At 42.8% G+C, this 25,205-nt stretch carries 25 protein-coding genes; 15 read left to right on the top strand and 10 right to left on the bottom strand.

Features of this window, described 5'->3' with window-relative positions; genetic code table 11:
- The first annotated feature begins 9 nt into the window (after positions 1 to 9).
- Complete coding sequence (locus tag Pyrde_RS05350; RefSeq protein ID WP_231656690.1) at positions 10 to 3,021, top strand: DNA-directed DNA polymerase I; 3,012 nt, start codon at positions 10 to 12, stop codon at positions 3,019 to 3,021.
- A 41-nt stretch (positions 3,022 to 3,062) separates the two neighbouring features.
- Here the strand turns inward: Pyrde_RS05350 and Pyrde_RS05345 are convergent, their stop codons facing one another.
- From Pyrde_RS05345 to Pyrde_RS05335, 3 genes are all read right to left on the bottom strand, one after another.
- The gene (locus tag Pyrde_RS05345; protein ID WP_055408849.1) at positions 3,063 to 3,587 is read right to left on the bottom strand and encodes a DUF2286 domain-containing protein; all 525 of its coding nucleotides are present in this window, start codon (positions 3,585 to 3,587) and stop codon (positions 3,063 to 3,065) included.
- Positions 3,588 to 4,103: 516 nt separating this feature from the next.
- Positions 4,104 to 4,421 carry a hypothetical protein gene (locus tag Pyrde_RS05340; protein ID WP_055408847.1) on the bottom strand — a complete coding sequence of 106 codons (318 nt, stop codon included), beginning with the start codon at positions 4,419 to 4,421 and terminating at the stop codon, positions 4,104 to 4,106.
- Positions 4,422 to 4,640 (bottom strand): hypothetical protein, encoded by a 219-nt coding sequence (locus tag Pyrde_RS05335; RefSeq protein ID WP_055408845.1) that lies wholly within the window; start codon positions 4,638 to 4,640, stop codon positions 4,422 to 4,424. It abuts the gene before it with no gap.
- A gap of 149 nt (positions 4,641 to 4,789) precedes the next feature.
- Here Pyrde_RS05335 and Pyrde_RS05330 point away from each other — a divergent pair, with 149 nt between their 5' ends.
- Both Pyrde_RS05330 and hjc read left to right on the top strand, forming a co-directional pair.
- Positions 4,790 to 6,349 carry a PINc/VapC family ATPase gene (locus Pyrde_RS05330; protein WP_055408843.1) on the top strand — a complete coding sequence of 520 codons (1,560 nt, stop codon included), beginning with the start codon at positions 4,790 to 4,792 and terminating at the stop codon, positions 6,347 to 6,349.
- A 21-nt stretch (positions 6,350 to 6,370) separates the two neighbouring features.
- On the top strand, positions 6,371 to 6,808 hold the full coding sequence (hjc, locus tag Pyrde_RS05325; protein ID WP_055408841.1) for a Holliday junction resolvase Hjc: 438 nt from the start codon (positions 6,371 to 6,373) through the stop codon (positions 6,806 to 6,808).
- Between the two features lie 90 nt (positions 6,809 to 6,898).
- Here hjc and Pyrde_RS05320 read toward each other — a convergent pair whose 3' ends face one another.
- The 4 genes from Pyrde_RS05320 to Pyrde_RS05305 form a co-directional block, all read right to left on the bottom strand.
- Entirely contained in the window at positions 6,899 to 7,939 is a 1,041-nt protein-coding gene (locus tag Pyrde_RS05320; protein ID WP_156328016.1) for a hypothetical protein, read from the bottom strand.
- Between the two features lie 108 nt (positions 7,940 to 8,047).
- Positions 8,048 to 9,661, bottom strand: a complete 1,614-nt coding sequence (locus Pyrde_RS05315) for a DEAD/DEAH box helicase (protein ID WP_231656689.1) — start codon at positions 9,659 to 9,661, stop codon at positions 8,048 to 8,050.
- Between the two features lie 52 nt (positions 9,662 to 9,713).
- Positions 9,714 to 10,214: a hypothetical protein gene (locus Pyrde_RS05310; protein ID WP_055408836.1), complete on the bottom strand. Its 501-nt coding sequence runs from the start codon at positions 10,212 to 10,214 to the stop codon at positions 9,714 to 9,716.
- 32 nt (positions 10,215 to 10,246) lie between these two features.
- Positions 10,247 to 10,876 (bottom strand): helix-turn-helix domain-containing protein, encoded by a 630-nt coding sequence (locus tag Pyrde_RS05305; protein WP_180385410.1) that lies wholly within the window; start codon positions 10,874 to 10,876, stop codon positions 10,247 to 10,249.
- 240 nt (positions 10,877 to 11,116) lie between these two features.
- Here Pyrde_RS05305 and Pyrde_RS05300 point away from each other — a divergent pair, with 240 nt between their 5' ends.
- The 4 genes from Pyrde_RS05300 (at position 11,117) to Pyrde_RS05285 (ending at position 14,209) form a co-directional block, all read left to right on the top strand.
- Complete coding sequence (locus tag Pyrde_RS05300; RefSeq protein WP_055408832.1) at positions 11,117 to 11,989, top strand: Mrp/NBP35 family ATP-binding protein; 873 nt, start codon at positions 11,117 to 11,119, stop codon at positions 11,987 to 11,989.
- Between the two features lie 59 nt (positions 11,990 to 12,048).
- A complete protein-coding gene (locus Pyrde_RS05295) occupies positions 12,049 to 12,459 on the top strand; it encodes an AbrB/MazE/SpoVT family DNA-binding domain-containing protein (RefSeq protein WP_055410775.1) in 411 nt (136 codons plus the stop codon).
- Between the two features lie 18 nt (positions 12,460 to 12,477).
- The gene (locus tag Pyrde_RS05290) at positions 12,478 to 13,269 is read left to right on the top strand and encodes a DUF72 domain-containing protein (RefSeq protein WP_055408830.1); all 792 of its coding nucleotides are present in this window, start codon (positions 12,478 to 12,480) and stop codon (positions 13,267 to 13,269) included.
- Between the two features lie 178 nt (positions 13,270 to 13,447).
- On the top strand, positions 13,448 to 14,209 hold the full coding sequence (locus Pyrde_RS05285; RefSeq protein WP_055408829.1) for a DNA polymerase sliding clamp: 762 nt from the start codon (positions 13,448 to 13,450) through the stop codon (positions 14,207 to 14,209).
- Positions 14,210 to 14,237: 28 nt separating this feature from the next.
- On the opposite strand, the gene Pyrde_RS10440 is transcribed toward Pyrde_RS05285, so the two are convergent.
- The gene (locus Pyrde_RS10440) at positions 14,238 to 14,483 is read right to left on the bottom strand and encodes a hypothetical protein (RefSeq protein WP_082419497.1); all 246 of its coding nucleotides are present in this window, start codon (positions 14,481 to 14,483) and stop codon (positions 14,238 to 14,240) included.
- Positions 14,484 to 14,785: 302 nt separating this feature from the next.
- Here Pyrde_RS10440 and Pyrde_RS05280 point away from each other — a divergent pair, with 302 nt between their 5' ends.
- A complete protein-coding gene (locus Pyrde_RS05280) occupies positions 14,786 to 15,181 on the top strand; it encodes a hypothetical protein (RefSeq protein ID WP_231656688.1) in 396 nt (131 codons plus the stop codon).
- Positions 15,182 to 15,192: 11 nt separating this feature from the next.
- Here the strand turns inward: Pyrde_RS05280 and Pyrde_RS05275 are convergent, their stop codons facing one another.
- Together Pyrde_RS05275 and Pyrde_RS05270 are read right to left on the bottom strand one after the other, a co-directional pair.
- Positions 15,193 to 15,426, bottom strand: a complete 234-nt coding sequence (locus tag Pyrde_RS05275; protein WP_055408826.1) for a hypothetical protein — start codon at positions 15,424 to 15,426, stop codon at positions 15,193 to 15,195.
- A 102-nt stretch (positions 15,427 to 15,528) separates the two neighbouring features.
- Entirely contained in the window at positions 15,529 to 17,403 is a 1,875-nt protein-coding gene (locus Pyrde_RS05270; RefSeq protein WP_156328015.1) for an ATP-binding protein, read from the bottom strand.
- A 60-nt stretch (positions 17,404 to 17,463) separates the two neighbouring features.
- On the opposite strand from Pyrde_RS05270, the gene Pyrde_RS05265 reads away from it, so the two are divergent.
- From Pyrde_RS05265 to Pyrde_RS05240, 7 genes are all read left to right on the top strand, one after another.
- Positions 17,464 to 20,334 (top strand): DEAD/DEAH box helicase, encoded by a 2,871-nt coding sequence (locus Pyrde_RS05265; RefSeq protein ID WP_055408822.1) that lies wholly within the window; start codon positions 17,464 to 17,466, stop codon positions 20,332 to 20,334.
- A gap of 139 nt (positions 20,335 to 20,473) precedes the next feature.
- On the top strand, positions 20,474 to 20,743 hold the full coding sequence (gene cedA1 / locus Pyrde_RS05260; RefSeq protein WP_180385411.1) for a DNA import protein CedA1: 270 nt from the start codon (positions 20,474 to 20,476) through the stop codon (positions 20,741 to 20,743).
- A gap of 17 nt (positions 20,744 to 20,760) precedes the next feature.
- Entirely contained in the window at positions 20,761 to 22,200 is a 1,440-nt protein-coding gene (locus tag Pyrde_RS05255; RefSeq protein WP_055408817.1) for a hypothetical protein, read from the top strand.
- A 25-nt stretch (positions 22,201 to 22,225) separates the two neighbouring features.
- Positions 22,226 to 22,402 (top strand): hypothetical protein, encoded by a 177-nt coding sequence (locus Pyrde_RS10640; RefSeq protein WP_156328014.1) that lies wholly within the window; start codon positions 22,226 to 22,228, stop codon positions 22,400 to 22,402.
- Between the two features lie 5 nt (positions 22,403 to 22,407).
- Positions 22,408 to 23,814, top strand: coding sequence for an ATP-binding protein (locus Pyrde_RS05250; RefSeq protein WP_143522011.1), 1,407 nt, complete (start codon positions 22,408 to 22,410; stop codon positions 23,812 to 23,814).
- Complete coding sequence (locus tag Pyrde_RS05245; RefSeq protein ID WP_055408813.1) at positions 23,807 to 24,523, top strand: 50S ribosomal protein L2; 717 nt, start codon at positions 23,807 to 23,809, stop codon at positions 24,521 to 24,523. Before Pyrde_RS05250 ends, Pyrde_RS05245 begins: the two co-directional genes overlap by 8 nt.
- Before the next feature lie 81 nt (positions 24,524 to 24,604).
- Positions 24,605 to 25,039 carry a 30S ribosomal protein S19 gene (locus tag Pyrde_RS05240; RefSeq protein WP_055410771.1) on the top strand — a complete coding sequence of 145 codons (435 nt, stop codon included), beginning with the start codon at positions 24,605 to 24,607 and terminating at the stop codon, positions 25,037 to 25,039.
- Positions 25,040 to 25,205 lie beyond the last annotated feature (166 nt).

The following is a 25,205-nucleotide window of genomic DNA, read 5'->3' as shown; positions in this document are numbered from 1 at the left end:
GGGCGTTGTGTGCCAAGGCGTGTGCGAAGACGCACCGGCGAGAGGAACCTGCTTGAGTTTCTAGCACCCAGTACGAAATCCGACAACAAGAAGGGTATTGAGGAGTATAGAGGGGCTAGAGCTACTGCTAACCCCAGAGATACTGGTAGTGGTTTTAGAAGCGGCATTGGCTCCGTTGAGGAGATTTATGAGAATAAATTTCGTGAGCTTCTGTCCGAAATATCTCGTAGGGCTGAGGGCGGTGGTAGTGATACAGAGAACAGTGGCATAAAGGGAGAAATAGTGAGTAATAGTGTCTATGCTTCGAGTAGACAGTACGGCAGCATAAGCAGTAGCGTAGGCATAACAAGTGGAGGCGTGCTAGAGGATGTACGGGGTGTCGGCAGAGACGCTAAAAAGGATATGTACAATAATGTTGAGAGAGAAGTAGAACATGACAAGCCTAAGCTAATACTTGGTGAGCGTAGGGTCAGCTTCTTTGAGAAACTTTCCTCTCATCCGCTTGTAAGGAAACCTCGAGAAGCGGTAAGTGGTGTTGAAGGTTTCCTGCTTCAGACTGTTTATGACAGTGAAACTAGTGTTGCCGCTGCTAAGATCTATGATGACCGTGAAGGAGTAGTTTATATATACAGGGACAAGACAGGGTACAAACCCTACTTCTTAACCGATATACCTCCTGATAAGATTCAGGAAATTCCGGACATAGTTAGACATAAGGGTTTTGACCATGTTGAGGTTGTTGAAAAGTTTGACTTGCTCAGATGGCAACAGAGGAAGGTTACAAAGATAGTAGTGAAGACTCCTGATGTAGTGCGTATTCTACGTGACAAAGTTCCACGTGCCTGGGAGGCGAATATCAAGTTTCATCATAACTATATATACGATTACGGTTTGATACCAGGGATGAGGTATAGGGTAGAAAACGGAAGACTGGTTGCAGTGGATATAGAGCCTAGTAAGGAAGACGAGAAGCGTATTCGCGAAATATTTAGTGGTGAGGACGAGAGCACTATAGAGATGGCTGTTAAGTGGTTCCCACTATTCGAGCAGCCCCCGCCCAAACCTCGTAGGGTAGCTATAGACATTGAGGTATTCACGCCTTTCAAAGGAAGGATACCTGATGCAACTAATGCTAGTTACCCAGTTATAAGCGTCGCATTTTCCTCGGACGAAGGTTGGCGCGCTATATTCGTTCTTGCACGACCTGGTATGCCCATGGAGCAGCCTAATGAGCCTCTCCCTGACAATCTTCATATAGAGATATTTGATGACGAACGTGCACTTATCCTAGAAACGTTCCGTATAATAGCCAATTACCCGATTGTACTCAGCTTTAACGGCGACAACTTCGACTTCCCTTACTTGTACAACAGGGCAGTGAAACTAGGCATACCGCGCGAATTCATCCCGTTCCGCGTCAAAGGCGATTATATGACTGTAGTTTACGGTTTCCATATAGACTTGTACAAGTTCTTTAGCATAAAGGCCATACAAACATACGCTTTTGGTAACGCCTACCGTGAATTCACGCTAGACGCCATAGCCTCAGCACTGCTTGGAGAACGCAAAGTAGAGATAGAGTCTACAGTGAGTGATCTCTCATTCTTCGATCTTATAAGATATAACGTGCGTGACGCGGACCTGACACTAAAGCTTACAAGCTTCAATAACGACCTTGTATGGACATTGATAGTGCTCTTGATGCGTATATCTAAGCTTCCCCTAGAAGATGTTACGCGTAGTCAAGTCTCGGCATGGATTAAGAGTCTATTCTACTGGGAGCATAGGAGGAGGGGCTACCTAATACCTACGAAGGACGAGATAATAAAGCTGAAAGGTGGTACAAAGTCTGAAGCCTTGATAAAGGGCAAGAAGTATCAAGGTGCTTTAGTTCTCGACCCGCCTAGCGGTATCTACTTCAATGTTGTGGTATTGGACTTTGCGAGCCTATATCCGAGCATCATTAAGAGATGGAATCTGAGCTATGAAACAGTTAATCCTGTATACTGTCCTGGCTCTAAACTTGTAGAAGTACCCGATGTAGGACATAAGGTTTGTATGAGCATTCCCGGGCTTACATCACAGATAGTTGGTCTGCTCAGGGACTATCGTGTGAAAATATACAAGAAGAAAGCTAAGGACAAGTCTCTGCCAGACTTGCAGCGTGCATGGTACAATACTGTGCAAGCAGCTATGAAGGTATACATAAATGCTAGCTACGGTGTATTCGGTGCCGAGACGTTCCCCTTCTATGCACCTCCTGTAGCTGAAAGTGTTACAGCTATAGGGAGGTACACTATTAGGCAAACGTTGCAAAAGGCAGGCGAAATAGGCTTAAAAGTGCTATATGGAGATACAGACTCTCTATTTATCTGGAATCCAAGCGAAGAAGGGCTCAAGGAGCTACAAGAATATGTGGAGAAGAATTTTGGCTTGGATCTTGAGGTTGATAAAGTATACAAGTTCGTAACGTTTAGCGGCCTAAAGAAGAACTACATAGGCGCATACGAGGATGGAAGTGTAGACGTTAAAGGCCTCGTAGCTAAGAAGCGTAACACCCCAGAATTCCTTAAGAAGGAGTTTATCGAAATACTAGCCATACTCGGCTCTGTAAAAAGTCCAGAAGACTTCATTAGAGTGCGCAACGCAATCAGAGAAAGGCTAAGAAAAGTCTACCACGGTCTACGAGATATGGAGTTCAATCTTGATGAGCTGGCTATACGTATGGCGTTAAATAAGCCGGTTGAAGCATACACCAAGAATACACCGCAACATGTTAAAGCTGCTAAACAACTAATTAGAGCTGGCGTTCAAGTTCTACCAGGCGACGTTATATCATTTGTCAAAGTTAAGGGTAAAGAAGGCGTAAAGCCTGTCCAGCTTGCACGTCTACCTGAGGTAGATGCCGAAAAGTATATTGAGAGTGTTAAGAGCGTATTTGAACAATTGCTATTAGCTATAAATATGTCATGGGACGAGGTAATAGGTTCATCAAGACTTGAATTATTCTTCAGACGTTGACTAAGAACATAACAATAGTGAGTTTAATTGAAATATGTTTTTTACTTCTTCTTTCTCTTGCTTCTGCGACGCTTAGGTTTTTCCTCTTCTATCTCTGTTAGACCCTCTTCAAGCCGTCTTAGCTCCTCTTCACCTAGTGTTATTGATTGACCGGTATCAATTCTCTTTGGTTCCTTGGTGGCTTCTATAGCATATTCCTCGAGCTGCTGTTTTGCAGCGTCATCTAAGTATATTGATACTATATACATGCGTCTATCTAGATAGGCATCGTCTAACCATGCATTGTCAAAGCTTATGGTTAGGACGGGAAGATTTACTATGAGTTCGTTACCTTCACGTACCAGCTCTAGGTTTAAATCCATTATCTTGTCGTAAAGATCTGGGTCTATAGGCAGTTTATAGCGTAGCTCAAGCTTGGTCCTTATTGCTGTTAGGTCGCTTTCTCCGGGGTTCCATTCTTCTAAAGCTCTCTTGACAACTTCTTTGGCAATCGCATTATAGTCTCCATCTATTATCTCAGATGATGTAAGTTTTCCCTCATCAGCTCTTATCACAAGTACTTTCATACCTAGTTCACCCTATGGATAGGTAAGACTTAAGCCATAGTATTACTAGGCTATCGTCGCATAATTATCTCGGTTTGGAACGCTTGGATCGCCCCACTATATATAGGTATATGCTATGTTAAGTGTGTCCATCATTTACTGGAGCATAAACCAAATGGTATCACGAAGTTGTTCTGAACTTATGAGAAACAGTTCGTTGTACACTGTGAAACTCTATTCTCTAACGGTTATAATGAGTATGCGAGTATCTCCGTATTTTGAAGTCAAAGTCAAAATAGCATATTGTTGTTTGATGCAATGACAACTTCAAGCATCTTACGGACGACGCAATAGTGGTAGGAGTGTAGGATACTAGAGGAACAGTTGTATGCATATAATATCACACGTTTGAGGCTTACATGGTCTGCATATTTTACGTTTGCAAATCATCAATTTATAAAGCTAAGCCATGTGTCGGATTAAACACGGATATCACTACTACAACAATATTGAAGAAACAAAATATTGTAGATAGTGTTAATTCGTTATCTCATTAAGTTTGCTCATCACTATCTGTTTTGCTTCCTCGACATCTGGTTTCAAGTTTTTGTCAAGCGGTAATCGTGATATGAGTACTTTGACCGAGTTGTCATCTAATTGAACTAATAACTGAGGTAGCCATGGCATGCCTAGATCATCTGTATCTCCGTATTCGGTTAGCAAAACATAGTCCTCTATCCTTACTTCCTTGCTTAGACCCGTTTCTTTTGCTACTTCGTCTACAAGCTGTAACCATAGCTTATGTTGTGGATGATGATCTGCTGTTACTAGTATTAGTTTAACCGGTTTCGCCAACTACTTATTCACCTCGGTTAGCTGTAGAAGTTCTAGCTTATATGCCCTCCTGCTCCAACGTCTTGCTAGACCTAGTCTGGCCATTTCGGCCAGAAGTCTACCTGCTGTTCTAGTCGACACACCTAGTATAGATGCTAACTGGTCCACTGTAACATATACATAACCAAGTACAACTAGTGTTGAGGCAAGTCTGTGTACGTCGATATGTACACGAGGCATTGCATTCGCCCGAAAAATCAGAAGAGGATGCTAGGCGCACTCCAGCAGGGAGCTAAGCGAACCTAAAACAGTGTGAGGCTGATAGTGGTAAGAATTAGAGCTATAGGGCCAGCCCGATGCGTAGTCTTCGTTGGGGGCTGTAAAGAGCCGTGTATAGCTTTGAGCATACACCAGCGTACGTTCCGGATACAAGTGTACTCATAGAAGGAGTAGTATCGAAACTTGTGGTAGAAGGAAAACTTAGAGGCAAAATAATAATCCATAGAGCAGTGCTTGCAGAACTAGAGAACCAGGCTAATCAGGGCAAGGCAACCGGATATGCAGGCCTCGACGAAGTAAAACGATTAAGAGAGCTAGCGGTTCAAGGATTAATAGATTTCGAAATAGCTGGACAGAGGCCTTCAATGTATGATATTAAAGGAGCACGATATGGTGCTATAGATGCATTAATACGGGAGTATGCCTATGAAGTAGGTGCAACACTAATAACTGCAGATAGAGTGCAAGCTCTCGTAGCAGAAGCTATGGGAATCAGTGTAGTGTATATTCAACCTCGGCGCGAAGAAAAACTAAGAATAGATGAGTTCTTTGATGACAACACTATGAGTGTTCATCTCAAAGAGGGGAGTCCACCGCGTGCAAAGAAAGGAACTCCGGGTAACTGGGTGCTAGTGGATCTTTCATCAAAACCTCTTTCACGCGAAGAAGTAGAAGCTATTGCTAGAGAAATAGTCGAAGTAGCTCGGCGTAGACCCGACGGATTTATAGAGATAGACCGGGCAGGATCAACAATCATACAGCTTGGTAGATACAGAATTGTAATAACCAGGCCACCATTAAGCGAGGGCTGGGAAATAACTGCAGTAAGGCCTGTGAAGCGCCTACGGCTCGAGGACTATAAACTTCCAACTAAACTTCTACGCAGGCTTGATGAGCGTGCTGAAGGTATACTGATAGCTGGCGCACCTGGAATGGGTAAAACAACGTTCGCACAGGCACTAGCAGAATACTATGCAAGCAAAGGAAAAATTGTAAAAACGATAGAGTCTCCTCGCGATATGCTGCTTCCACCAGATATAACGCAATACTCCAAGAATTACGCAGATATAGGGGAGTTACACGATATACTGCTACTAAGCAGACCCGACTATACGGTATTTGACGAGCTACGCGACGACCAGGACTTCCGTCTATATATAGACCTTAGGCTAGCGGGCATAGGTATGATAGGTGTTGTTCACGCTACCACGCCTATAGATGCAGTACAGAGATTTATCCGAAGAGTAGATATAGGCATGCTGCCAAGCATTATAGATACAGTGATATTCATAGACAAGGGACGCGTTGAGAAAGTCTATGAGTTGCGAATGACCGTAAAGTTGCCAACAGGGTTGCGCGAGGCAGATCTGGCTAGACCAGTCGTGGAGGTACGTGACGCACTAACAGACGAGCTTGCATACGAGATATACACATTCGGCGAGCAGACGGTCGTGGTTCCAGTCAGAGAAGTTGCGACATCGGCCTATGCTGATAAGATAAAGCGTCTCGTAGAACGCATAATACCTGGAGCAGATGTAGAGGTAAGAGATAATCTAGTAATAGTCAATGTTCCTAGAATAGCAGCTAAAACTTTGATGAAAAAGATGAAACGGCTTAAGAAGCTCGAAGATAAGTATGGTATTACAATACGCGTCAATATGGTAGGTTAGGGTATGTGACGGGAGAGAAGTATGGACAATGCCAGGCGTAGAAGAGGATTCGAAGCCGAAAGAGAGCTGGTAAGAAAGCTCTGGAGTAAAGGTTTTGCAGTCATAAGAGCACCAGCTAGTGGGGCTAGAACCAGGCTAGCAGCATATCCAGATATAGTCGCAATCTTTAAAGGAAGAATATATGCAATAGAAGTTAAGTATAGGCGTGATAATGCGCCAATATACATAGATAGGACACAGCTAGAGAAGCTTATCGAATTTTCACGGCGGGCGGGCGCAACTCCATTAATAGCTGTAAAGAGACCACACAAGGGATGGAAGCTTATACCCATAGATCAAGTCAAGGAGACAAATACCGGTAGAATTAGGATAGACGATGAAGTATTAAACAATGGAGTAAGTTTGGATGAATTCATCGCCATAGTCACAAATACTGGACTTAGGAAGTTTATGAAATGAGTAGTGTAGAGCTCAGCTGGGTAAGTTCTCTTCATCTCTTGCATAGTCTGTCCGGGAGTAATTCATCACTGTGACTATGAGGATATGGAGTTAGCTTTCGGTTCTAACTTTTAAGTCCTTAAAGAACGTCTTGCCCCTATGTTTCCATATTACACGAATCGTATTTATAGCTCCATGCTTTATCTTGAGCTGTAGCTTCTTAGCATCGCCGGGCTCAAGCTTACCCAGGACCTTTCTGTCTATAACATTTCCAACAGCTATAGATACTACAACAACATTCTCGGCTGCATCACTGCCGCTGTTAGATAACTGTATCTCGGCAATATCGTTTACAATTCTATGATTTACATCTATGCTGGGCTCAGGAACGTTCATCTGGTACACAAGGATAGATGACAACAGTATCTCCCTTGGGTAGTAACTGCCAGTTCCTCTATGCTCAAGCTTTAACCTCTTGGTTGTGCCCAGATCAACAATTAACTCGTTCATACCAGTTGTTCTCTCTATTATAGTGTTAACAGAGTCAGAACTAATGAGTAACTTGGCATCGCTGTGAGGTAGATAAGCGATAATCTTTGCCTTTGCATGCTCGAACTCGTACGGAAGCTCGATATCTGTCGCTGATCCAGGTTGGAGAGATACAGCGCCGCTCCAATAACTATAGATCGACATAGCTTCTTCATAGGAGCCCAGCATGAGAAGACCTATGTGATCTATAGATAATTCTTTTACACCGATGTATTCTATGTCTACTTTGTGTTGGCTGCTATCCTTTGAAGTTACAATGGGTGTCACATCGAAAACTATCTTGCAGAAGTACCCATTGCTTATCTCAACACAGAGTAAAGGTTTGAACTCCCGTGTGAGCACAACATCGTTAAATGATATCTTCCACCTAGGTATTTCCATGGATGCTACTCTAATGCCTAGCTCGAGAAGAGCCTTATCTATGGATCTTGTCTTTAATATATGTTCGAATGTAACTGTATAGCTAGTGGGGTGTCCCGCCCCTCCAAGAGTTATCTCTGGCAAGCTATTATCATACAATAGATCAATATTACCGTTGCCGCTAAGGTACAATTGTAGACTGCCACTGCTCATACAAGTAGCCCCTCCTTCTCCTATCGCCAATGCTGCAACACCACGCCTTATATTGCATTACGCGCCTATCTTCCGAATACAGCCTAGCCTAGTCATAACATAACCCTATACCTGGCCATGGATAGTGGTTTGTAGGACTTATATAGAATTGAGAAGCTTTTTAAGAGCTGTTTCTTCTTGAGTCCCCTTTACAGCAATATAGTATAGCTTTGCCACCTTACCTGGTTGGGGTCTAAGCAATCTCCCGAGTCTCTGGATGAACTGTCTACGCGAGGAAGTTCCAGACAAAACTATTCCTACATTGGCATCTGGTATATCAATGCCTTCATCGCCAACGGTGGTCAAGACTATGGCTCTGAAACGTCCACGCTTATATAACTCGAAGATTATCCTCCGTTTGTGTTTCTCTGTCTTGCCTGTGACCACAGGGATGCCAAGCTCCTTTCCTATAGTCTCAGCTTGATCAACATACTGTGTAAATATTATTATCTTTGAGCCCTTTGCAAGCTCGTTTTCAACGATTCGTCGTGCCTCCTCTACCTTGGATTTAGATAACGCTAGGACACGTCTTATGCGTGAGAGTAATTGAAGAGCTTGTTTAGCTGAATCGTCGCCTGCGGAGGCTGCTTTAACGAGCTCGTCCACCTTCCTTCCACGCGCCATAACTATAAACTTTTTCTTTAACTTTTTATACTCTTCGAATTCCTTTCTTTCGAGCTGGACAAGTACCGGTACGATCTCGAAAGAGGCGATGAATCCTTCCTCTAATAGCTCACTAAGAGAACGTTCGTATACAACACCTCCTACAAGTCGGAAGAGTTCTTCGTGACGCCCGTCTTCTCTATATGGTGTCGCGGATAATCCAAGCCTGTAAGGGGCTAGTATAGACTCGGCAATTGCTCTGAACTTTTCTGCAGGTAAATGATGTGCTTCATCAACTATCAGTAATGAGAACTTGTCGAATAATATATCTATATTTCTAAAGGCAGATTGATATGTAGCTATAGTAATTAATTTAATAGATTTTTGTTCAGAATAGAATAGTCCTATATTATTTTTATCAAGATTAGTAAACTTGACTATCTTTTCAGCCCATTCATTCAGCTGTTCGCGTGTATAAACAACTATGAGTGTAGGGACGGATAGAGTAACCATGGCTGCTAATGCCACTATGGTTTTACCAGATCCAGTAGGTAGAGCTATTACACCTCTATAGCGGTTCTCACGCCAGGCATTGATGGCCTCCTCCTGGTAGCTACGTAACTTACCATTAAACACTATGTTGAGAGTTTTCTTGGAATAAAGGAGACCAGTATTATCTTTCACCTTAAATCCTTCGCGTTGTAACCGGTCAATGACATCTACAATAGCATATGGTTTAACTATAAAGCCTCTGTAATTTCTTGAATACCTAACTAAGCCTTTTGCACGGAAAGTGGAGAGGTAATCTAAGAGAAGCCTTCTAGATCTTACTAGGAATCCTGAAGTAGAAGCATCTATTTCAACAGTATTGGCTTCAGCCAGAAGTTTATCTACAATTTGCTTAGATCTTTGATCAAACTCAGCTCCAAATGTTTTCAGAGAATCTAGTAGATCAAGCAACTTGTCTACATGTGAGTTGCTAAAACTAATCTCGAACCAGCTGCAGCCATCACGCCTACCAATATAAGAAGCCAATCTGACTAGGTCCTTGAACTCGTCCTTATCGAGCCAACGGCATATCTTAAACCTCAGGTACAATTGTTTGCTCACCGCAACATCTCCGCCGGTTTGAAACCATCACTGTATTATAGTTGTCATGTAGCTATTTGTGGCTAGGTAATACATCATATATTTTATCAGGAAGTTCGTTAAACGAATTAACACAGAAATAGTTGATATTATTAAAGTCTATAGTATTTGTGAAATCAATTATTTCTTCCAAGGCATTGCTGTTAGTGGTTACTAGGATAAGTATCGAGCCGTCTTTGTATATGTATGATGTATGCTCTATATCTAGATTGTTTATGCGTGCTACTACTTTTCTGTTACGTAATGGTGTAGCTATGAGTACGCCGTGTTCCAATAGTTTTGGTGTGGCATAAGCATCTATTGGTAGTATTGCATGATAGATGCAGCCAACAAGTAGTGGTGTTGACTCTTCTGCAGAAATACTTGGAGCATACACTATTAGTAATTTGCAGTCATTTATCTCAGCATATGCCTCTAGCTCTAAGCTTCGCGATCTAAGTATATTGTTGCAGAAGCGTGCTCCCTGCGTGGGTTCGACATCATCTTGTAAATCAGTGTTTAAAACCCCGGTCATCGCTGAATGGCCTCTCAACTATACAATTTACCCTAGCTCTCCGTTATAAAGCCGCAGATTATCTTTTCGTCATCTAGATTGCTATTGCATAACGGTGCAAGTATGCGTATATTCCCAAAGAAGTCCATGAGTTTACTTTTCACATGAATGCTATATTCAAGTGGTAATGTTAGAGGGTGTACAAAGAGTGCACTAGATCTACGTAGTTTGCCGATATTTCTTGCTTTTAAGCATATAGTTAACGAATTAATGTACTGTCCTATAGTTATACATAGATCTGCACCGGGAGGGACGAGTGGAGGAATGAATCCAACAATTACTTTAGCTCTAAGTTGTGATGCTATGCGCAAACCTATAAATGAGGAAATATCATTAATTATAACTATATAATCAAATACTGGATCTATTTTACGTGCTTTCTCTAGAGATATAAATGCCAATATCTCAAGTAGGTCGTTATCTGAGACTATCTCGTCTATAGCGCCTCTAGAAAGGAGTTTGCCAAGGTAATCTCTAACGATGCTACTTTTCATGAAGAAGTCTATTATTGCATCTGCGTGATACTCACTTGGGAGGTTGTGTCCGCGTATATACCTGCTTATCATAGATTGTGGTATTGAAAGCTTCTTGCTGAGTTCTTTGTATGTGTAGAATTTGTGCAAGTAGTTCAACATAGTAACGGCAAGCGTTCTTTTGACTAGATTACTTCGTCTCATAGCTTGTAGCCCTCGTTATACCCCAGCCTGCCTTATAGGACTATGTGCTACTAGTAGGTCTATCTTACATGTCTATTGCTGGCTTAGGTTGCTAAGTGGTAGTATACTAGGGTGTGAATATAATACGTTATATCGTGTAGAGCCTATACACGGAGATGTAGTGAATCCACGATTAGGGGAAGCTATATGGAGTCACAGCAGAGGATTCCGCCAGAAGTTAAAGCGCGTATAGAGGCATTCAAAAAGATACGTGAACAAGAGAAAAAGATACAAGAAAACATGAAGAAGATTAAGTACAAGGTTGCGATCCTCAGCGGTAAAGGTGGTGTAGGTAAATCATTTGTCACTGCTAGCTTGGCCTTCGCTATGAGTTATCTAGGTAGAAAAGTAGGAGTGCTAGACGCCGACATCTACGGTCCATCGATACCAAAGATGATGGGGGTACAAGGAGAAACAGTTATGGCCACAACTGATGGTAGAATAATACCAGTAACAGCGCCGCTCGGTGTAAAGGTTCTCTCAATAGGCCTGCTGCTCCCACAAGAAGATGTGCCAGTAATATGGCGTGGAACCTTATCTACATCAGCTATCCGTGAGATGTTGGCATACGCGGACTGGGGTACACTCGATTACTTGTTCATAGATCTCCCGCCAGGTACAGGAGATGAACAGCTCACAATAGCGCAGCTTATACGTGATCTTACCGGCACAATAATAGTTACAATACCATCTGATGTCTCTCGTGTCGTCGTAGCTAAAGCGATTAACTTTGCGCGTAAGATGAACGTAGACATAATAGGGGTGGTAGAGAACATGAGCTACTTTGAATGCCCTGATGGTAGTAAACACTACATCTTTGGCGAAGGTGCAGCTAAGAAGATATCAGAGCAGTACGGTGTGCGGTTCCTCGGCGAGATACCCATAGATCCACGTATATCACGAGCCAATGATGCCGGCGAGCCATTCTTTGTAAAGTATCCTGACAGCAAGGCGTCGAAAGCAATACTAGAGCTTGCAGAGAAAATAGTAGAGATTGTCGAGAAAAACATGGACAGGTAGGGTGTTGACAAAAAGTTATATTATTTCATTACATTTCCACATGTGGAATGGTGGTAGGAGTGCGGCTAGCTGAGATAGTAAAAGTTGATAGCAAGGGTAGGGTGACAATACCTCTGGTAGTTCGGGAAGCTTTAAACATCATCGAGGGTATGAACCTTATACTAATAGCTGACCCTGATAAGCGTGAGATCGTATTAACGCCGTTGCCGAGCGCTGAGGGCAAGCTCTTCGAAATGCGTATCGAATTTAAAGATGTGCCGGGTGCGTTAGCTAAAGCATCTGAGAAACTGGCCGAGCTTAATGTAGATCAAGTCACCACGCAGTGTACTACTGTCAAGCGGGGTGAGTATGCAGAGTGTATAATAATAATAGATTTATCGCGGAGTGGTATAGACATAGATGCGGTCAAGACAGAGCTATCAAAGCTAGACGAAGTCCGATTCATACAAGTCAGGCCTCTCCAGCGCTAATAGGAACTAGGGGACCCCATGGATGGTGTGAAAGTTTTTGTTGGTTGCTGTGGCTTCCCCTTCTCACGCAAGAAATACTACACGTTGTTCAATACCGTTGAGGTACAGCAAACATTCTACAAGCTGCCGCAGAAGAGCACGCTTGAGCGATGGCGTAGAGAGGCGCCTAATAGCTTTGTCTTCAACATTAAAGCGTGGCAGGTTATAACTCATCCAGCCTCAAGTCCTACGTGGCGGCGGGCTGGTATAAAGCCGACAGGCAATATAGAGAACTATGGTTACTTAAAGCCGACAAAGGAGAATATAGATGCATGGATAAAGACTATTGAGGCTGCAAGAATACTTGGTGCAAGAGTAGTAGTGCTGCAGACGCCACCAAGCTTCAGCTATAGTGAAACAAATGTCAAAAACGCTAAGGAGTTCTCCATGCTGGCAACGCGCTATACGGGTAACACAATAGTTATTGGATGGGAGCCTCGCGGGGACTGGCACGAACACAGAGACATACTGGAAGACATAATATGCGGGGTAGGAGTCATACATGTTGTTGACCCGTTTAGGAGAAAACCAGTAGTGTGTAGTGGCCAGAAGATTCTGTATCTACGTCTTCACGGTATTGGTGGAAGAGAAGTGAACTACAAATACAAATACACAGATGAAGACCTAAGAAGGCTTGTCGGGATTGTACGAGGCTATATAGATGAATATAGGTTTGAAGAAGTTTACATAATGTTCAACAATGTGTACATGGGAGAAGATGCACAGCGATTTAGGGATATAGCGCGCGCGGAGGGGCTAGAGGTGCTCTAAAGCATGGCTAAACTGAGAGAAGGCTCAGCCGGTGGTAAGGTCCTCACTGCCCCTCAACCGTCATGTGTGAGGGGCTCGAGGCGGGTAGAGCTGCATCATTGCATAGTTGACCCTATACCTCAGGTGTCGGAAATAGTAAAGCTGGTTCCTCTTCCAGTTTTCTCCTAGCGGGGATACTATGGGCTTTCGAGCAGTATACCCAGCTGCAACTAAGTTCAAGTATATAATCCAGACAATAGCCAAAGTTATGGATGAGATACCATTCATAGCAACTCAGGACGGCATCGATGTGAGAACTTTAACACCTGATAAGACTACTATGATAATACTACGGTTGCCAATGGTGGCTTTCGAGGAATATGAGCTAGATGAGGATAAGAAGACGTTCATTGTGCCAGCTGACGAGCTTAACCGTATAGCTAAGAGGGGGACGCGCAATGACCTAGTAGAGTTAAAGCTTGATGAAGAACGTAGGCGTCTAGAAGTAAACTTCATAGATAAGAAGACTGGTGTAGTGCGTAGTTTCTACGTTCCGTTGCGTGAGGGCGTAGTAGAGGAGTTTAGTGAACCGCAGGTAGAACTCACAGTTACGGCGCGCATGATGGCGGACGACTTCAAGAACATAATAAATGATGCCAAGATAGTTAGTGATGAGGTAGAGTTTAGCAGTTATGAGGATAGGATTGAGGTTTATGCAGAGTCTGCTCAGAAACGTTACATGGGAGTACTACGGGTCGGTGAGCCCCTCATAAGCCTGGATGTTACTGGTAACACGCCAGTCAAAGCTAAGTACTCGATAGATCTGCTAAAGGCGAGTGTAAAGGCTACAACGGCTGCCGATACAGTTACAGTGCAATACGGTGAAGCGCTTCCAATGAGGATAAGCTTTGACTTGCCAAGCGGAGGCACATTAATATACTGGGTATCGCCACGCATATAGAGAATAAGTGATGTTAGTATTTTTAGCTCTAGGATGATTCAAGTCTCTTCAAGAGTTCTTCAAGAGCCTTCCTCGCTTCTACCCTCTCTTCAGATCTGTCACGGGTTATACGGGGTTCTCGTAGCTCGGGGAACCATACAGGCTTGGGGCACACCTTCCGCTCCGGACACGCTATACAGCAATATGCACAGATGTTGCGATCACTGTGAATCCAGCACTGACGTAGCGGACGATGCCTACCACATATACTACAACGCTCCCAAAATATGCTCATGGCTATCTACCCTTCCTCGCAGAATACCCTCTACCACTTTGAGTTATAAAGCTCCTAGGGGTAGAACCCTGCTATACAATCGTGTAGAGCGATGCTTAGACTTTATGTGGTGGGCCGTAATTCTAGACTACCGGCTGACCGATGAGTGTGCAGTAATCGCGGCGGGGCACATTACAGGAGAACTGTGGTGAAGCCCCGTTTTGTAGGCTGGCACGAGGGATGAAGCCGCTTTCCATGAATGCATAATGGTATTATTAAAAATATATGGCTTGAAAGGATAACTTATGTGGCGCTTAGTGTACGTGGAGGGTGAGAGCATGTCCAAAGTGGTAGTGGAAGTCGATATGGCGAAGTACAAGTCTGTTGACATACCAGCGCAGGATGCTATAAAACTTTTAGAAAAAATAGCGGAAATCATGGGCAAGATGACACCGGACATGCAAGAGACTATAAGGTATATACGCAATTTTGATGAATTCTATGAGTATATGCGCAAGAAGTTCAAAGACTACATCGCGCCGCCCCATAGACCTGATGATTATATTAAAGGTAATGCAGTAATAGACAAGGTTAAGCTCTACAAAAGGGACGAAGAAAAGCATGTTGTAATAATTTTCGATAGGAGGGTAAGTGTTGAAGCGATAGTAGAAGCTCTTAAAGGGCTAGGATATGACGTCGAAATAAAGAAGGCATTCTAATTCATGGATGTTTAGCGTTTTCTTCTCCGCCTCTTTTCGAGGGATGGCACCTTTACTGCCTCTAGAAGGCTACCAGCCTCTGTCGCGTCTACCTCGCCTTTGGTGAACCTCTCCAGTATTTCTGTGCGTTTGACCATAGCTTCTAGAAGTGCGGCATTGAGGTCGATAACTTCCTCAACTTCCTCACTCTCTTCTACGGTTGCTGACGTAGCTTCTTCTTCGATAATAGCTTCCTCCTCCGACATGCCGCATTTCACCCTAGCAGTTCTCCCTCCCTGTTACCCCTTAGGCAAAAATCCTTACCCTAATTATACTCTTTACAGCCCATATATAATGCTATTTTAATATCATTCTTGAAGCTTAACTAGGAGAGGCGTCTCAATCTCTATATCGCCTACAACTGCATAACCTTTAGGTAGAATCGATAAAGTATATACTAGGATCTCTTTAGCGTCATTATTCAAAGGGTTTTTGGATACAACCTCTGCTATGAACTTAGACTCTCTGGTGTCTGTATGTTTTAGACATATATATGTACCCATATTGGCGAGTATTGTTTCATCTAGTTCGCTTGCCCGTTGAGTTACGAGGATCAATGCGACACCATACTTACGCAGCTCTGCGGCAATCAAGGGTAGGACTGCTCTTTTCCGTGATGTCTTACGCGCGAAAATGTGTGCTTCATCTACTAGGAGTATGTAACGTAGACTATCTGCAGGACCGAGCGCCTTAACCAAGTTATACAATTTATATAATATTGTTTCAGTGTAGAGTACCATCTGTTCGCGTGTAGCTAGCCGAGATAGGTCGAAAATAATAGCGCTAAGGCTGCTATCTGGTGTCGGAAATGGTAAACGGTCTTGGCTAAAGGCTTTTGCCGCTAGAGACGACAGGTACATAGCTACGATGCGTGCGCGAGCGTCTTGTCTAGACATGTCTTCGAGTATCGCGATTACATCTCTAATCGTTGGTGGCGATCTCCCCCACGTTGACGGATCATCATCCCTTATGCCGGCATTCTCGTATGATAGTAGTATGGCGTCCTCTAGTATCCTTGCTTGAATTGGACCTAGGTTGTAGAACTCCGAAACGAGTTCTACAAGCTCGGCTGCCCGCTCTCGTGGGCTTCGTCCAATGAGTTCCAGGGGGTTAGGAGCTTCTTGGGAGGCATCTACGACTCTAATATCTACTGTATGGTTGTTTAGTAGATTCTTATACTCGCCGTGCGGGTCTATAACTATGAGTACTGCTTTATTGTCAAATTTCTCCAATATAGCTCTTGTCAACTGCATTGCTGTAAAGGATTTCCCTGACCCTGTAGTCCCCGTCACGATGATGTGGGGATTCTCTTTTACAGTTATTTTAACACTATACCATGATGATGTAGGATATGCGGGTGACCACCAGCTACGTGTTGTAGAGAAAGACTTCTGGCCTTCTATATTATACTTTAGTGAAGGTGAATCAACTAGAACTGCCTCGAGATAACCAATGCTAAACCCGTTTCGCTTTTTGAGCTTAATTGTGACTGGTGTAGTCTCTATGGGAAGCATAGCTATAAACGCCATTAAGAGCAAGGGTTGAGGTGCTACAACAGCAGCTACTGTTACAAGTATAGCGGTAATGGTGGCAGAAATTTCTATTGATGCCAGTATGACTGCGAATGGCACCAATGCCATGGAAGTGTAGAGTAAAAGGGAGCACAGCATATCACTATGTGTATAGAATAGTGGTGAAGTAGAAGAAAGGGAATATACAGCAGCAGATGCAGTTATCAGTGATAACGCGATATAGCTTCGTCTACAACATAAGGCGTATATTAGTACATCTTTCACGCCAACATATGCTATATTACGAATAAATGTATCAATATGATATTTGGAACGTAGAGATGACATCACCTTGGTTACAATCATAATTGCTATGAGTGTCGTTTCTGCCAGAATAATTATTGTGCTATAAGCATCTTTCTCCAAGGTTAATTGCATAATGGTGTTATGTGTAAGTGACAGTGGCACGACATAAAGTATAAGTGTAATGTTGTAGATTAGTGCAGCTATCGCAATAATTATGGATCTAGCGACCAGCACCAGTAGTGTTGATATTGTCGAGAGTAGTATAGATAGGCGAGGATCCATTATTCTAGATAAGAGTATCAATGTTGTCGAGATTATTGAGAGTAATAGTAGACGAGTAAATAAGCTGGTATTACCTTTGGTCAAAACGCGGCGCCCCCAGGTTCTAGCTGCAAAGGTAGTGCTACAAGGGTGAAATAACACACTATGAACGCGCAGGAGAGAATTGAGAAGCGTAGAGTAAGTGGAGCGTTTAGACTGCTACACCCGCTACTTCAGCGTGTACTAGAGAAACACGGGTACGTAAAACCTACCGAGATACAAGATAAGGCCATACCAGAGATTCTTAGAGGTAACAACGTGTTAGTTATAGCGCCGACAGGCAGTGGTAAGACTGAAGCCGCCCTTCTTCCCGTACTCTCGAGACTCATAGGTGTACGTTCCAGAGGCATATATTGCATATACATTACTCCTTTACGTAGTCTTAACCGTGATATATTCAAGCGAATGTCAGGTATAGCTTCGAGTCTTGGTCTAGATCTCGAGGTTAGGCATGGAGATAGTACTACTGCGGAGAAGAGAAGGTTCCTCGAGAATCCACCGCACATAATGGTAACAACACCAGAATCATTCTACTTCTTACTTAGTGTAGAAAAATTCAGACATAATATAAATAACCTTAAATATATAGTTATTGATGAGATTCATGAACTGGTTTCAGATAAACGAGGAGCAGAACTATCCTTAGCACTAGAACGCGTTGCTAGGTTATATACTAAGGCTAGGCTCCAGCTTATAGGTCTTTCAGCCACTGTGAGTAATCCATACCTAGTTGCTAAGTTAATCATGGGTGAAAGATATGTCAGGATAATTGAGGCTGAGAAGACGAAAAAACGTTATAGTATACTAGTTACAGCACCGGGAGATAGCTCTAAGAATAGCAATAATGACACTAACAGCGTACGTTCTAGAGTTCATAATGAAACGTTGACACGAGTAAATCTAATCAAGAATATCCTTGCAAAGAGTCGAGGAAACGTGATAGTGTTTGTAAACACTCGTGATACTGCAGAGGTTCTAGGTGCATTACTAAAACAAGTTGTGGGTGACGAGTTTATAGAGGTGCATCATGGAAGCCTTAGCCGTGATAAACGTGTAGACGCTGAGCAGAAGCTTAAGAGCGGTAAGATAAAAGCACTTGTAGCTACGTCGAGTCTTGAACTTGGTATCGATATAGGTAGTATTGATCTTGTTATACAATACATGTCGCCTAGGCAAGTTGTGAAGCTTGTCCAGCGGGTAGGTCGTGCAGGACATAGAGCGGGCAGTGTTTCCAGAGGAGTAATAGTAGCGTCTAACAACATATTTGATATATTGGAATCTGCAGTTATAGCGGCTAGAGCTATGAGGGGTAACTTGGAGAATATACCACTCTACAACAAACCTTATGATGCCCTTATTCATCAAGTGGCTGGTATGATTATAGAGTCTGGTGAAATTGATGTAAATAAACTTTACAATGTTATAACAAGCAGTGGTTATTATAGAGATCTTAGCATAGATGAGTTATATCAGATATTATACTATATGGATAGCTCTCGGATAGCCAGAGCAAAGGAGTCAAGAGTGTCAATAGGGTCTATGAGTAAGAGCTACTACTTTAGTGTTACTATGATACCGGATACTAGGCAGTATAATGTTTACGAGGTAGCTAGCGGCAAGAAACTCGGTGTTCTCGATGAGGAGTTTGTAGCAACTCTAGAGAAGGAGGACAAGTTCGTACTAGGTGGACGTGTCTGGGAGGTAGTAGATATCAGTGAAGATCATGTGAGAGTGAAACCCGCTAGAGAGGACCGTCTAATACCTCCGGCATGGGAGGGTGACCTAATCCCCGTAGAATATGGAGTTGCGCGAGAACTTGGTAGCATCTTGCGACGTTACGAAGAAATTGGTGAAAGAGTATTAGACAATTATCCGCTAGATGATAATGCGAGAAGAATAATTGTAGACAGAATAACTAGACATATATCAAAAGGTTTGCCGCTACCGACAGATAAAAGAATAGTAATAGAGCACTATGGGGATACATTCATTATATATAGTTTCCTCGGTAGCCGTGGTAATAAGGCTCTTGAATATTTACTATCTGCCTACATATCTGAGATTAAAGGTTACTCGCCAGTAACTACGAGTACACCATACATTGTGGCTGTTAGGCTGGCATCTCATGAAAGGCCTAGTTTTATAGCTGATTCGTTGATGAAACTTGCCAGCTTTACACGTGAGGATGTAGATAATCTACTACGTAAGGCTATCTATAGAAGTCGGCTCTATCAGTGGATTTTACTCTATGTTGCTCTCCGTGCAGGCGCTGTGAAAAGAACTAGAGAGACTAATTTGAAACAGATAAAAACTATTATTCTAAAATTGAAAGATACTATACTTGGTGAGGAGGCGTATAAGGAGATAAACGTAAGAAAAGTAGACATCAATGCTCTATATTCATTCCTTGAAAGGATTAGAAACAAAAAAGTTGAAGTAAGAACAGTTAGTCTAAGGATCACATCCCCTATAACAGAAGATGCTGTAGCAGAGGCAAGATTTGGTGATCGTGTCTCTGTTGATAGTTTACCCTCCACAATACTAGTCGAAGCGATTAAGAGAAAGTTGTCGTCGAAAGAGGTAATCTTCTTGTGTGTAATGTGTGGAAAAACATGGTCAAGAAGACTATCACATCTCAGCGATAAAATAGAATGTCCGCGTTGTGGCGCCCGAATGATCTATCCAGCACTATCAAGGGAACGTATAGAGGTTGCCAAAATTGTTCTTGAGAAGATAAAACATAACAGTAGGCTCTCTAATAGTGAAAAGAAGCTTTCGCGTGAGGTAATGGATGCAGCTGGATTAGTATTAAACTACGGTAAGAAAGCTATAGAAGCTTTAGTATCAACGGGGGTAGGTGTTCATACAGCGAAACGTGTTTTACAGAAGCTGGTATTTGGAGAAGAAGCATTTTATCGTGCACTCGTGGAAGCTGAGGTGAAATATCATAAATATAAGCACAGGTTAGAGAAGTAAGACTAATTGTTGATAGCATGTCTATCCAGTTAATTATTATGATTTATATAAAAGCATCTTTAAGGGTGGCAAGTTCGGATACTTACACTCTGCACAGCCTCAATAGCGAAATGCTATACACCTTATCTTAAGGGGAATTATGAACATTATAGAGTTCATAAACTCTCTAACCATAAAGGTCATGAGTATAGCCTGGGGTCTGTTTCTGCTGACATGGAGTATAGGTTGGCTACTAAAAGGCTCACCCATACCATTCATGAGAGTAAAACGTGCCGGACAAGACCTCATAGAGGATGCTGTATGGGCAGCATTTTGGCTCGCTCTCGGTTCTTCGATATTTGCACTGGTATCCTATATTGTTAGCTCCGTTGCGTCGCCACCGCCAGTCATCTACAACGGTACAGCATAAGCCTAGGGTGCTAAGTCGTGCAGCTTGTGTCATACTTTCTGCTCATAGCGGCTCAGCTTGCTGTACTGACATACTACATTGGTGTACTTGTATACATGCTTCCAATACCGTTACGTAGCGTAAAGCGTTGGGCGCCGCTACTTATACAAGACGGTCTATGGGCTAGTATATTAATCACCTTATTCACTGCTATGCTGAAATTTTCTGACGCCATAGCGAGCATGAGTGGACACACGGTAGAAAGTATAGTATCATATATGCAAGTGCGAATGAAAGCCATAATAATGATGGAATATATCACACGTTTAACTGTTGGTGTACTGTCATCAGTGCACAGTATAATTGGGAAGTTCTTTAGCATATACATGTTACCTATGATGTTAGTACACTATGGCATGTTAACAGCTGCAGCAACAGTCATAGTAATAGCCAGTATACTTTCAGCTGCTAAAGCTAAACTGGCTGCTCTCGGTATAGCACTTATGGCAATACCCTTTAGGATAGGTAGGAATGCTGGTGCGTCGCTTCTCGCCTTTATAATAGTAGGTAATGTAATGCTACCATTCTTGCCATATTGGATATCCTTGATATATGGTAGTCTTGCTACGAGCTATTTGAGCGAAGTATTTGTTCATAACTATACAGAGTCTATAGCACTGGTACACATGTGGGGTATTGTAAGAGACAAATATGGGTATAGACCGGTTACAGGGCTAGTAAAATTCATAGATATAGGCAACAATGGAATATATAGATTCGTAATACATGAGGATGGCGGGTACTACATAACTAGGCCACTAAAAGCGCTTCCAAGCGGCAAATACCATGTGGAGATTGAATACCTTGGTCACAACCTAGGAGTAGAAAAATCGATAGTTAACATACCGGAAGACGCCAGACTAACTTATGAATTAGATGAGGCAGAGTATAGGCTAGATTTCACGGTTAGCGATGCAATCTTTATAGAGCCGGTAGGCTTAATGATAGTCAGAAGTTGCAATATAACTGATATTCATCAGACAGTTTATACGATAAATGTACAGTGTAAGCCTAAATCGAAATGGATAATGTTGACAATTACTATCCCAGATAAGGCAAATATGACCATGATTTCACCGGCTAGAGAATTCTTCGAAGAATATAATGTAGTTGAACTAACGAACCCTTGGAGGGGTATGCAAGTAAGGACAATAATTTTCAGTCTAAGAGTACCGGACGGCATCAAATTACTTAGCATTAAATTCAATAAAAGAATAGATAACTATACATATAATTTAGAAATAAGTGAAGGCTACAATTACCCTAACATGACCATGGAGGACGCGATAGTGTACTACATAGTCTACGGAACCGCGTTTCCTGTAACTGTATTTTCATACTTGACCATAATGTCTATGATGACCATAAGTTTTGCTAGGCTGATAGGTGCATCGTCGCCCCGCATAATATTCGACTAATCAGCCTTAGTAAAGGTGAATTAGGATGAAGCAGACAAAGGCTATAACGAATATAACATTCAGAAGGTCTCTACATATTGCTTTAGCATTATCATTATATGGTGTTATTGAGGGATTATATTCAAAAAATATAACAATAATACTGATATCATTGATAAATATTGTTCTATTTATGATTGTTAAAAGAACTCTAAGTTGGTGATTTACATGATTATAAGTACCATTGCTACGTATTTATACAAGCTAGTAAAGCTTACAAAGGGTAGAGATAAAGTTGTGAATACTCTTTGTGTCTCGGAACTAACAGATGGCGTTCTTGGCGTACTCATCGAGATTAAGGGCGACGAGACATGCTTCACAAAGCTACTGGGCAACAAATCTAAGTTACTGGATAGAAGAATATGTGGCATAATGCTACTCTATAAACATGTTAGAGGTAATTATGCTGCGAGGATTCTAGAGTCCAAAATACTATCCTACGAGGTTGAGCTAGAACGCAATCCTAACAATATGCGTGCAAGAAACAAACTTGAGGTGCTTAGGAAGATATATGAAAACATTATGGTTTATGATGATCCCGTCAAGCCGGCACTATACATACTAGTATGTGGTAGTACAAAAAGTATTGAAGAAAATTACAATAGTGTTATTGATATGCTTGCCGTACTTGGTTGTAAACCTAAACGTAAATGCCTAAGTGTGAGTTTTTTAAAAAACAATAGTGGGAATATTATTCAATCACTCAGTAGCATTATAGGCTCGAGTTTAAGTTGGATGGAGTATGTACGCATGTTAGGTAAGATCCTTGATGGTGTGAAAACCGTTCCTATCGGACACGACCTGGTGTTGGGAAAACTTGTCGGGCTACCTTTATGGGATAATAGGGGTGCTCAACATACTTTAATTGTGGGGCCAACTGGTAGGGGGAAGACAACCCTTGCAGTCCTAGTTGCATTACTGGCTACGTTACTTTACGACGTAAAAGCAGTGTTGGTAGATCCCAAGGGAGATGTTTGGAGGTTTTTGAAGGGGACCAGACTAGCAAAACATGTTGTAGTAGAGGATGGATATAGTTATCATCACTTAATTGTCTCCAACTTATTTAGTGATAGCTTCCACGGTATTATGGTATTAGACTTGGCGTATCTAAGTGAGAATGAAAAGTATATCCAGCTAGAAACTATATTAGATACCATCTTTGATGTGCTTCGAAACAATAGTGTGAGTTCGGTACTTGTAATAGACGAGTTTTGGAGAATTAAGAACAGTGATGTTGTTAGAAGGTTAGTTCGTGAAGGCAGGAGTAGCAATATTAGTCTCGTTCTTTCATCGCAACAGCCAAGCGACTATAGCTCTGAAGTATGGAATAATATCAGCAATGTGATTATGTTCGGATCAGTAGATGATGTATACATAAGAGATGTCAGTAGGTATAGTGGTGTCGTGTATGAGGATCTCGATGTGCTTCGTAGACTAGGTGTTGGCGAAGCTCTTCTCCGCTACCAGCAGGCGCAGAGAGCGATTCCTTTCAAGATACTCCCTATACCGATAACAGTTAAGAGTCAGAGTATACCAGGGGCGACGCACTGGGGACGGGTGCTACGCTATGGGTAAGCGCTTGATAGTACAGCGTAGAGGTAAGGGCTCGCCAGTATATCGCAGTAAGCCGTGGTTACACCCAGCGCCGGCCAAATACCCGCCTCTATCGCCAGCCACTCTAAGAGGACGCGTAGTGGAACTAGTGCATGATCCCGGCCGCTGGGTTCCACTAGCTCATGTAGTGCTCGAGAATGGTGAGGAGTTCTGGATCCCTGCAGCTGAAGGTATGTATGTTGGCCAAATAATAGAGGTCGGGCCGGATGCTAAACCTGCTAACGGTAACATACTTCCAGTAGGCAAGATACCTGAGGGTACGCAGATATATAATATAGAGATAAGGCCTGGTGATGGTGGGAAGCTAGCCCGCTCTTCCGGGGCTTATGCTGTCATACTTGGTCGTAGCGGTAATAAGACTATAGTACAGTTACCCAGCGGGAAAGTGAAAGAAGTCCCTAATGATGCTAGAGCAACTATAGGAATAGTTGCAGGTGCTGGTCGCTTAGAGAAGCCCCTACTCAAAGCTGGTGCGGCCTACTACAAGTGGAAGGCTAAGGCCCATGTATGGCCACGCGTACGCGGTGTAGCAATGAACGCTGTGAACCACCCACATGGTGGTGGTAGCCACCAGAGTCCAAGCTTCCCAACAACAGTATCCAGAGATGCTCCACCAGGCAGAAAGGTCGGCCACATAGCAGCGCGCTCGACTGGCCGCAAGAAGAGGTAGCGTTAAACCCCCACTTGTCACCAATCCCCACTACCCTGGGTGTATACGATGCAGCGTGTAAAACCACAATTAGATGAGGAAATGAAAAAGTGGCTTGAGACACTGCCGCAAGAGTGGAGAAAGTTCCGTTACCGCGGCTACACCCTAGAAGAGCTACTCTCAATGCCCATGGACACATTCATAAAGCTACTACCTGCTCGCCAGCGCAGAAGCTTACTAAGAGGCCTAACAGACCCTCAGCGTAGACTCCTTTGGAAGATCCGTAAGGCTCGTCAGAAGATACTACAAGGCAAAAAAGTCGTAGTAAAAACACATGTGAGAGACATGATAATACTGCCAGAAATGATTGGAATGACGATAGCGGTCTACAATGGAAAGGAATTCGTGCCGGTGCGCATAACACCTGAAATGATAGGCCATTACCTAGGTGAGTTCAGCCCAACATGCCGCCAGGTACAGCACGGAGAGCCTGGACTCAAGGCTACAAGAAGCAGCTTACACGTGGCCCTAAAGTAGCGCTGTATATGCTCCCGTATGTTTTTACGCAAAATGATCACAAGCAATATTTTCATTAACAAACAGTGTGCTTTAGTCAATAACATCCCTAGCCATATGCTGTATTTGTGCTGAAAACATTTTCTAGGTCATCTGTTTGTGTATCCTCGGGCAAAGATGAACACTA

It is taken from the genome of Pyrodictium delaneyi, from assembly GCF_001412615.1.
In the GTDB taxonomy this organism is placed as follows: domain Archaea; phylum Thermoproteota; class Thermoprotei_A; order Sulfolobales; family Pyrodictiaceae; genus Pyrodictium; species Pyrodictium delaneyi.
This window is presented reverse-complemented; position numbering and strand designations above follow the sequence as displayed.

Coding starts and splice junctions, on each gene's coding strand:
- Pyrde_RS05240 (WP_055410771.1), top strand. CDS start 24,605: ATGAAAAAGTGGCTTGAGACACTGCCGCAAGAGTGGAGAAAGTTCCGT.
- Pyrde_RS05275 (WP_055408826.1), bottom strand. CDS start 15,426: ATGTCGGAGGAGGAAGCTATTATCGAAGAAGAAGCTACGTCAGCAACC.
- Pyrde_RS05245 (WP_055408813.1), top strand. CDS start 23,807: ATGGGTAAGCGCTTGATAGTACAGCGTAGAGGTAAGGGCTCGCCAGTA.
- hjc (WP_055408841.1), top strand. CDS start 6,371: ATGGACAATGCCAGGCGTAGAAGAGGATTCGAAGCCGAAAGAGAGCTG.
- Pyrde_RS05285 (WP_055408829.1), top strand. CDS start 13,448: ATGGGCTTTCGAGCAGTATACCCAGCTGCAACTAAGTTCAAGTATATA.
- Pyrde_RS05265 (WP_055408822.1), top strand. CDS start 17,464: ATGAACGCGCAGGAGAGAATTGAGAAGCGTAGAGTAAGTGGAGCGTTT.
- Pyrde_RS05335 (WP_055408845.1), bottom strand. CDS start 4,640: ATGCCTCGTGTACATATCGACGTACACAGACTTGCCTCAACACTAGTT.
- Pyrde_RS05290 (WP_055408830.1), top strand. CDS start 12,478: ATGGATGGTGTGAAAGTTTTTGTTGGTTGCTGTGGCTTCCCCTTCTCA.
- Pyrde_RS05250 (WP_143522011.1), top strand. CDS start 22,408: ATGATTATAAGTACCATTGCTACGTATTTATACAAGCTAGTAAAGCTT.
- Pyrde_RS10440 (WP_082419497.1), bottom strand. CDS start 14,483: ATGAGCATATTTTGGGAGCGTTGTAGTATATGTGGTAGGCATCGTCCG.
- Pyrde_RS10640 (WP_156328014.1), top strand. CDS start 22,226: ATGAAGCAGACAAAGGCTATAACGAATATAACATTCAGAAGGTCTCTA.
- cedA1 (WP_180385411.1), top strand. CDS start 20,474: ATGAACATTATAGAGTTCATAAACTCTCTAACCATAAAGGTCATGAGT.
- Pyrde_RS05310 (WP_055408836.1), bottom strand. CDS start 10,214: ATGACCGGGGTTTTAAACACTGATTTACAAGATGATGTCGAACCCACG.
- Pyrde_RS05300 (WP_055408832.1), top strand. CDS start 11,117: ATGGAGTCACAGCAGAGGATTCCGCCAGAAGTTAAAGCGCGTATAGAG.
- Pyrde_RS05345 (WP_055408849.1), bottom strand. CDS start 3,587: ATGAAAGTACTTGTGATAAGAGCTGATGAGGGAAAACTTACATCATCT.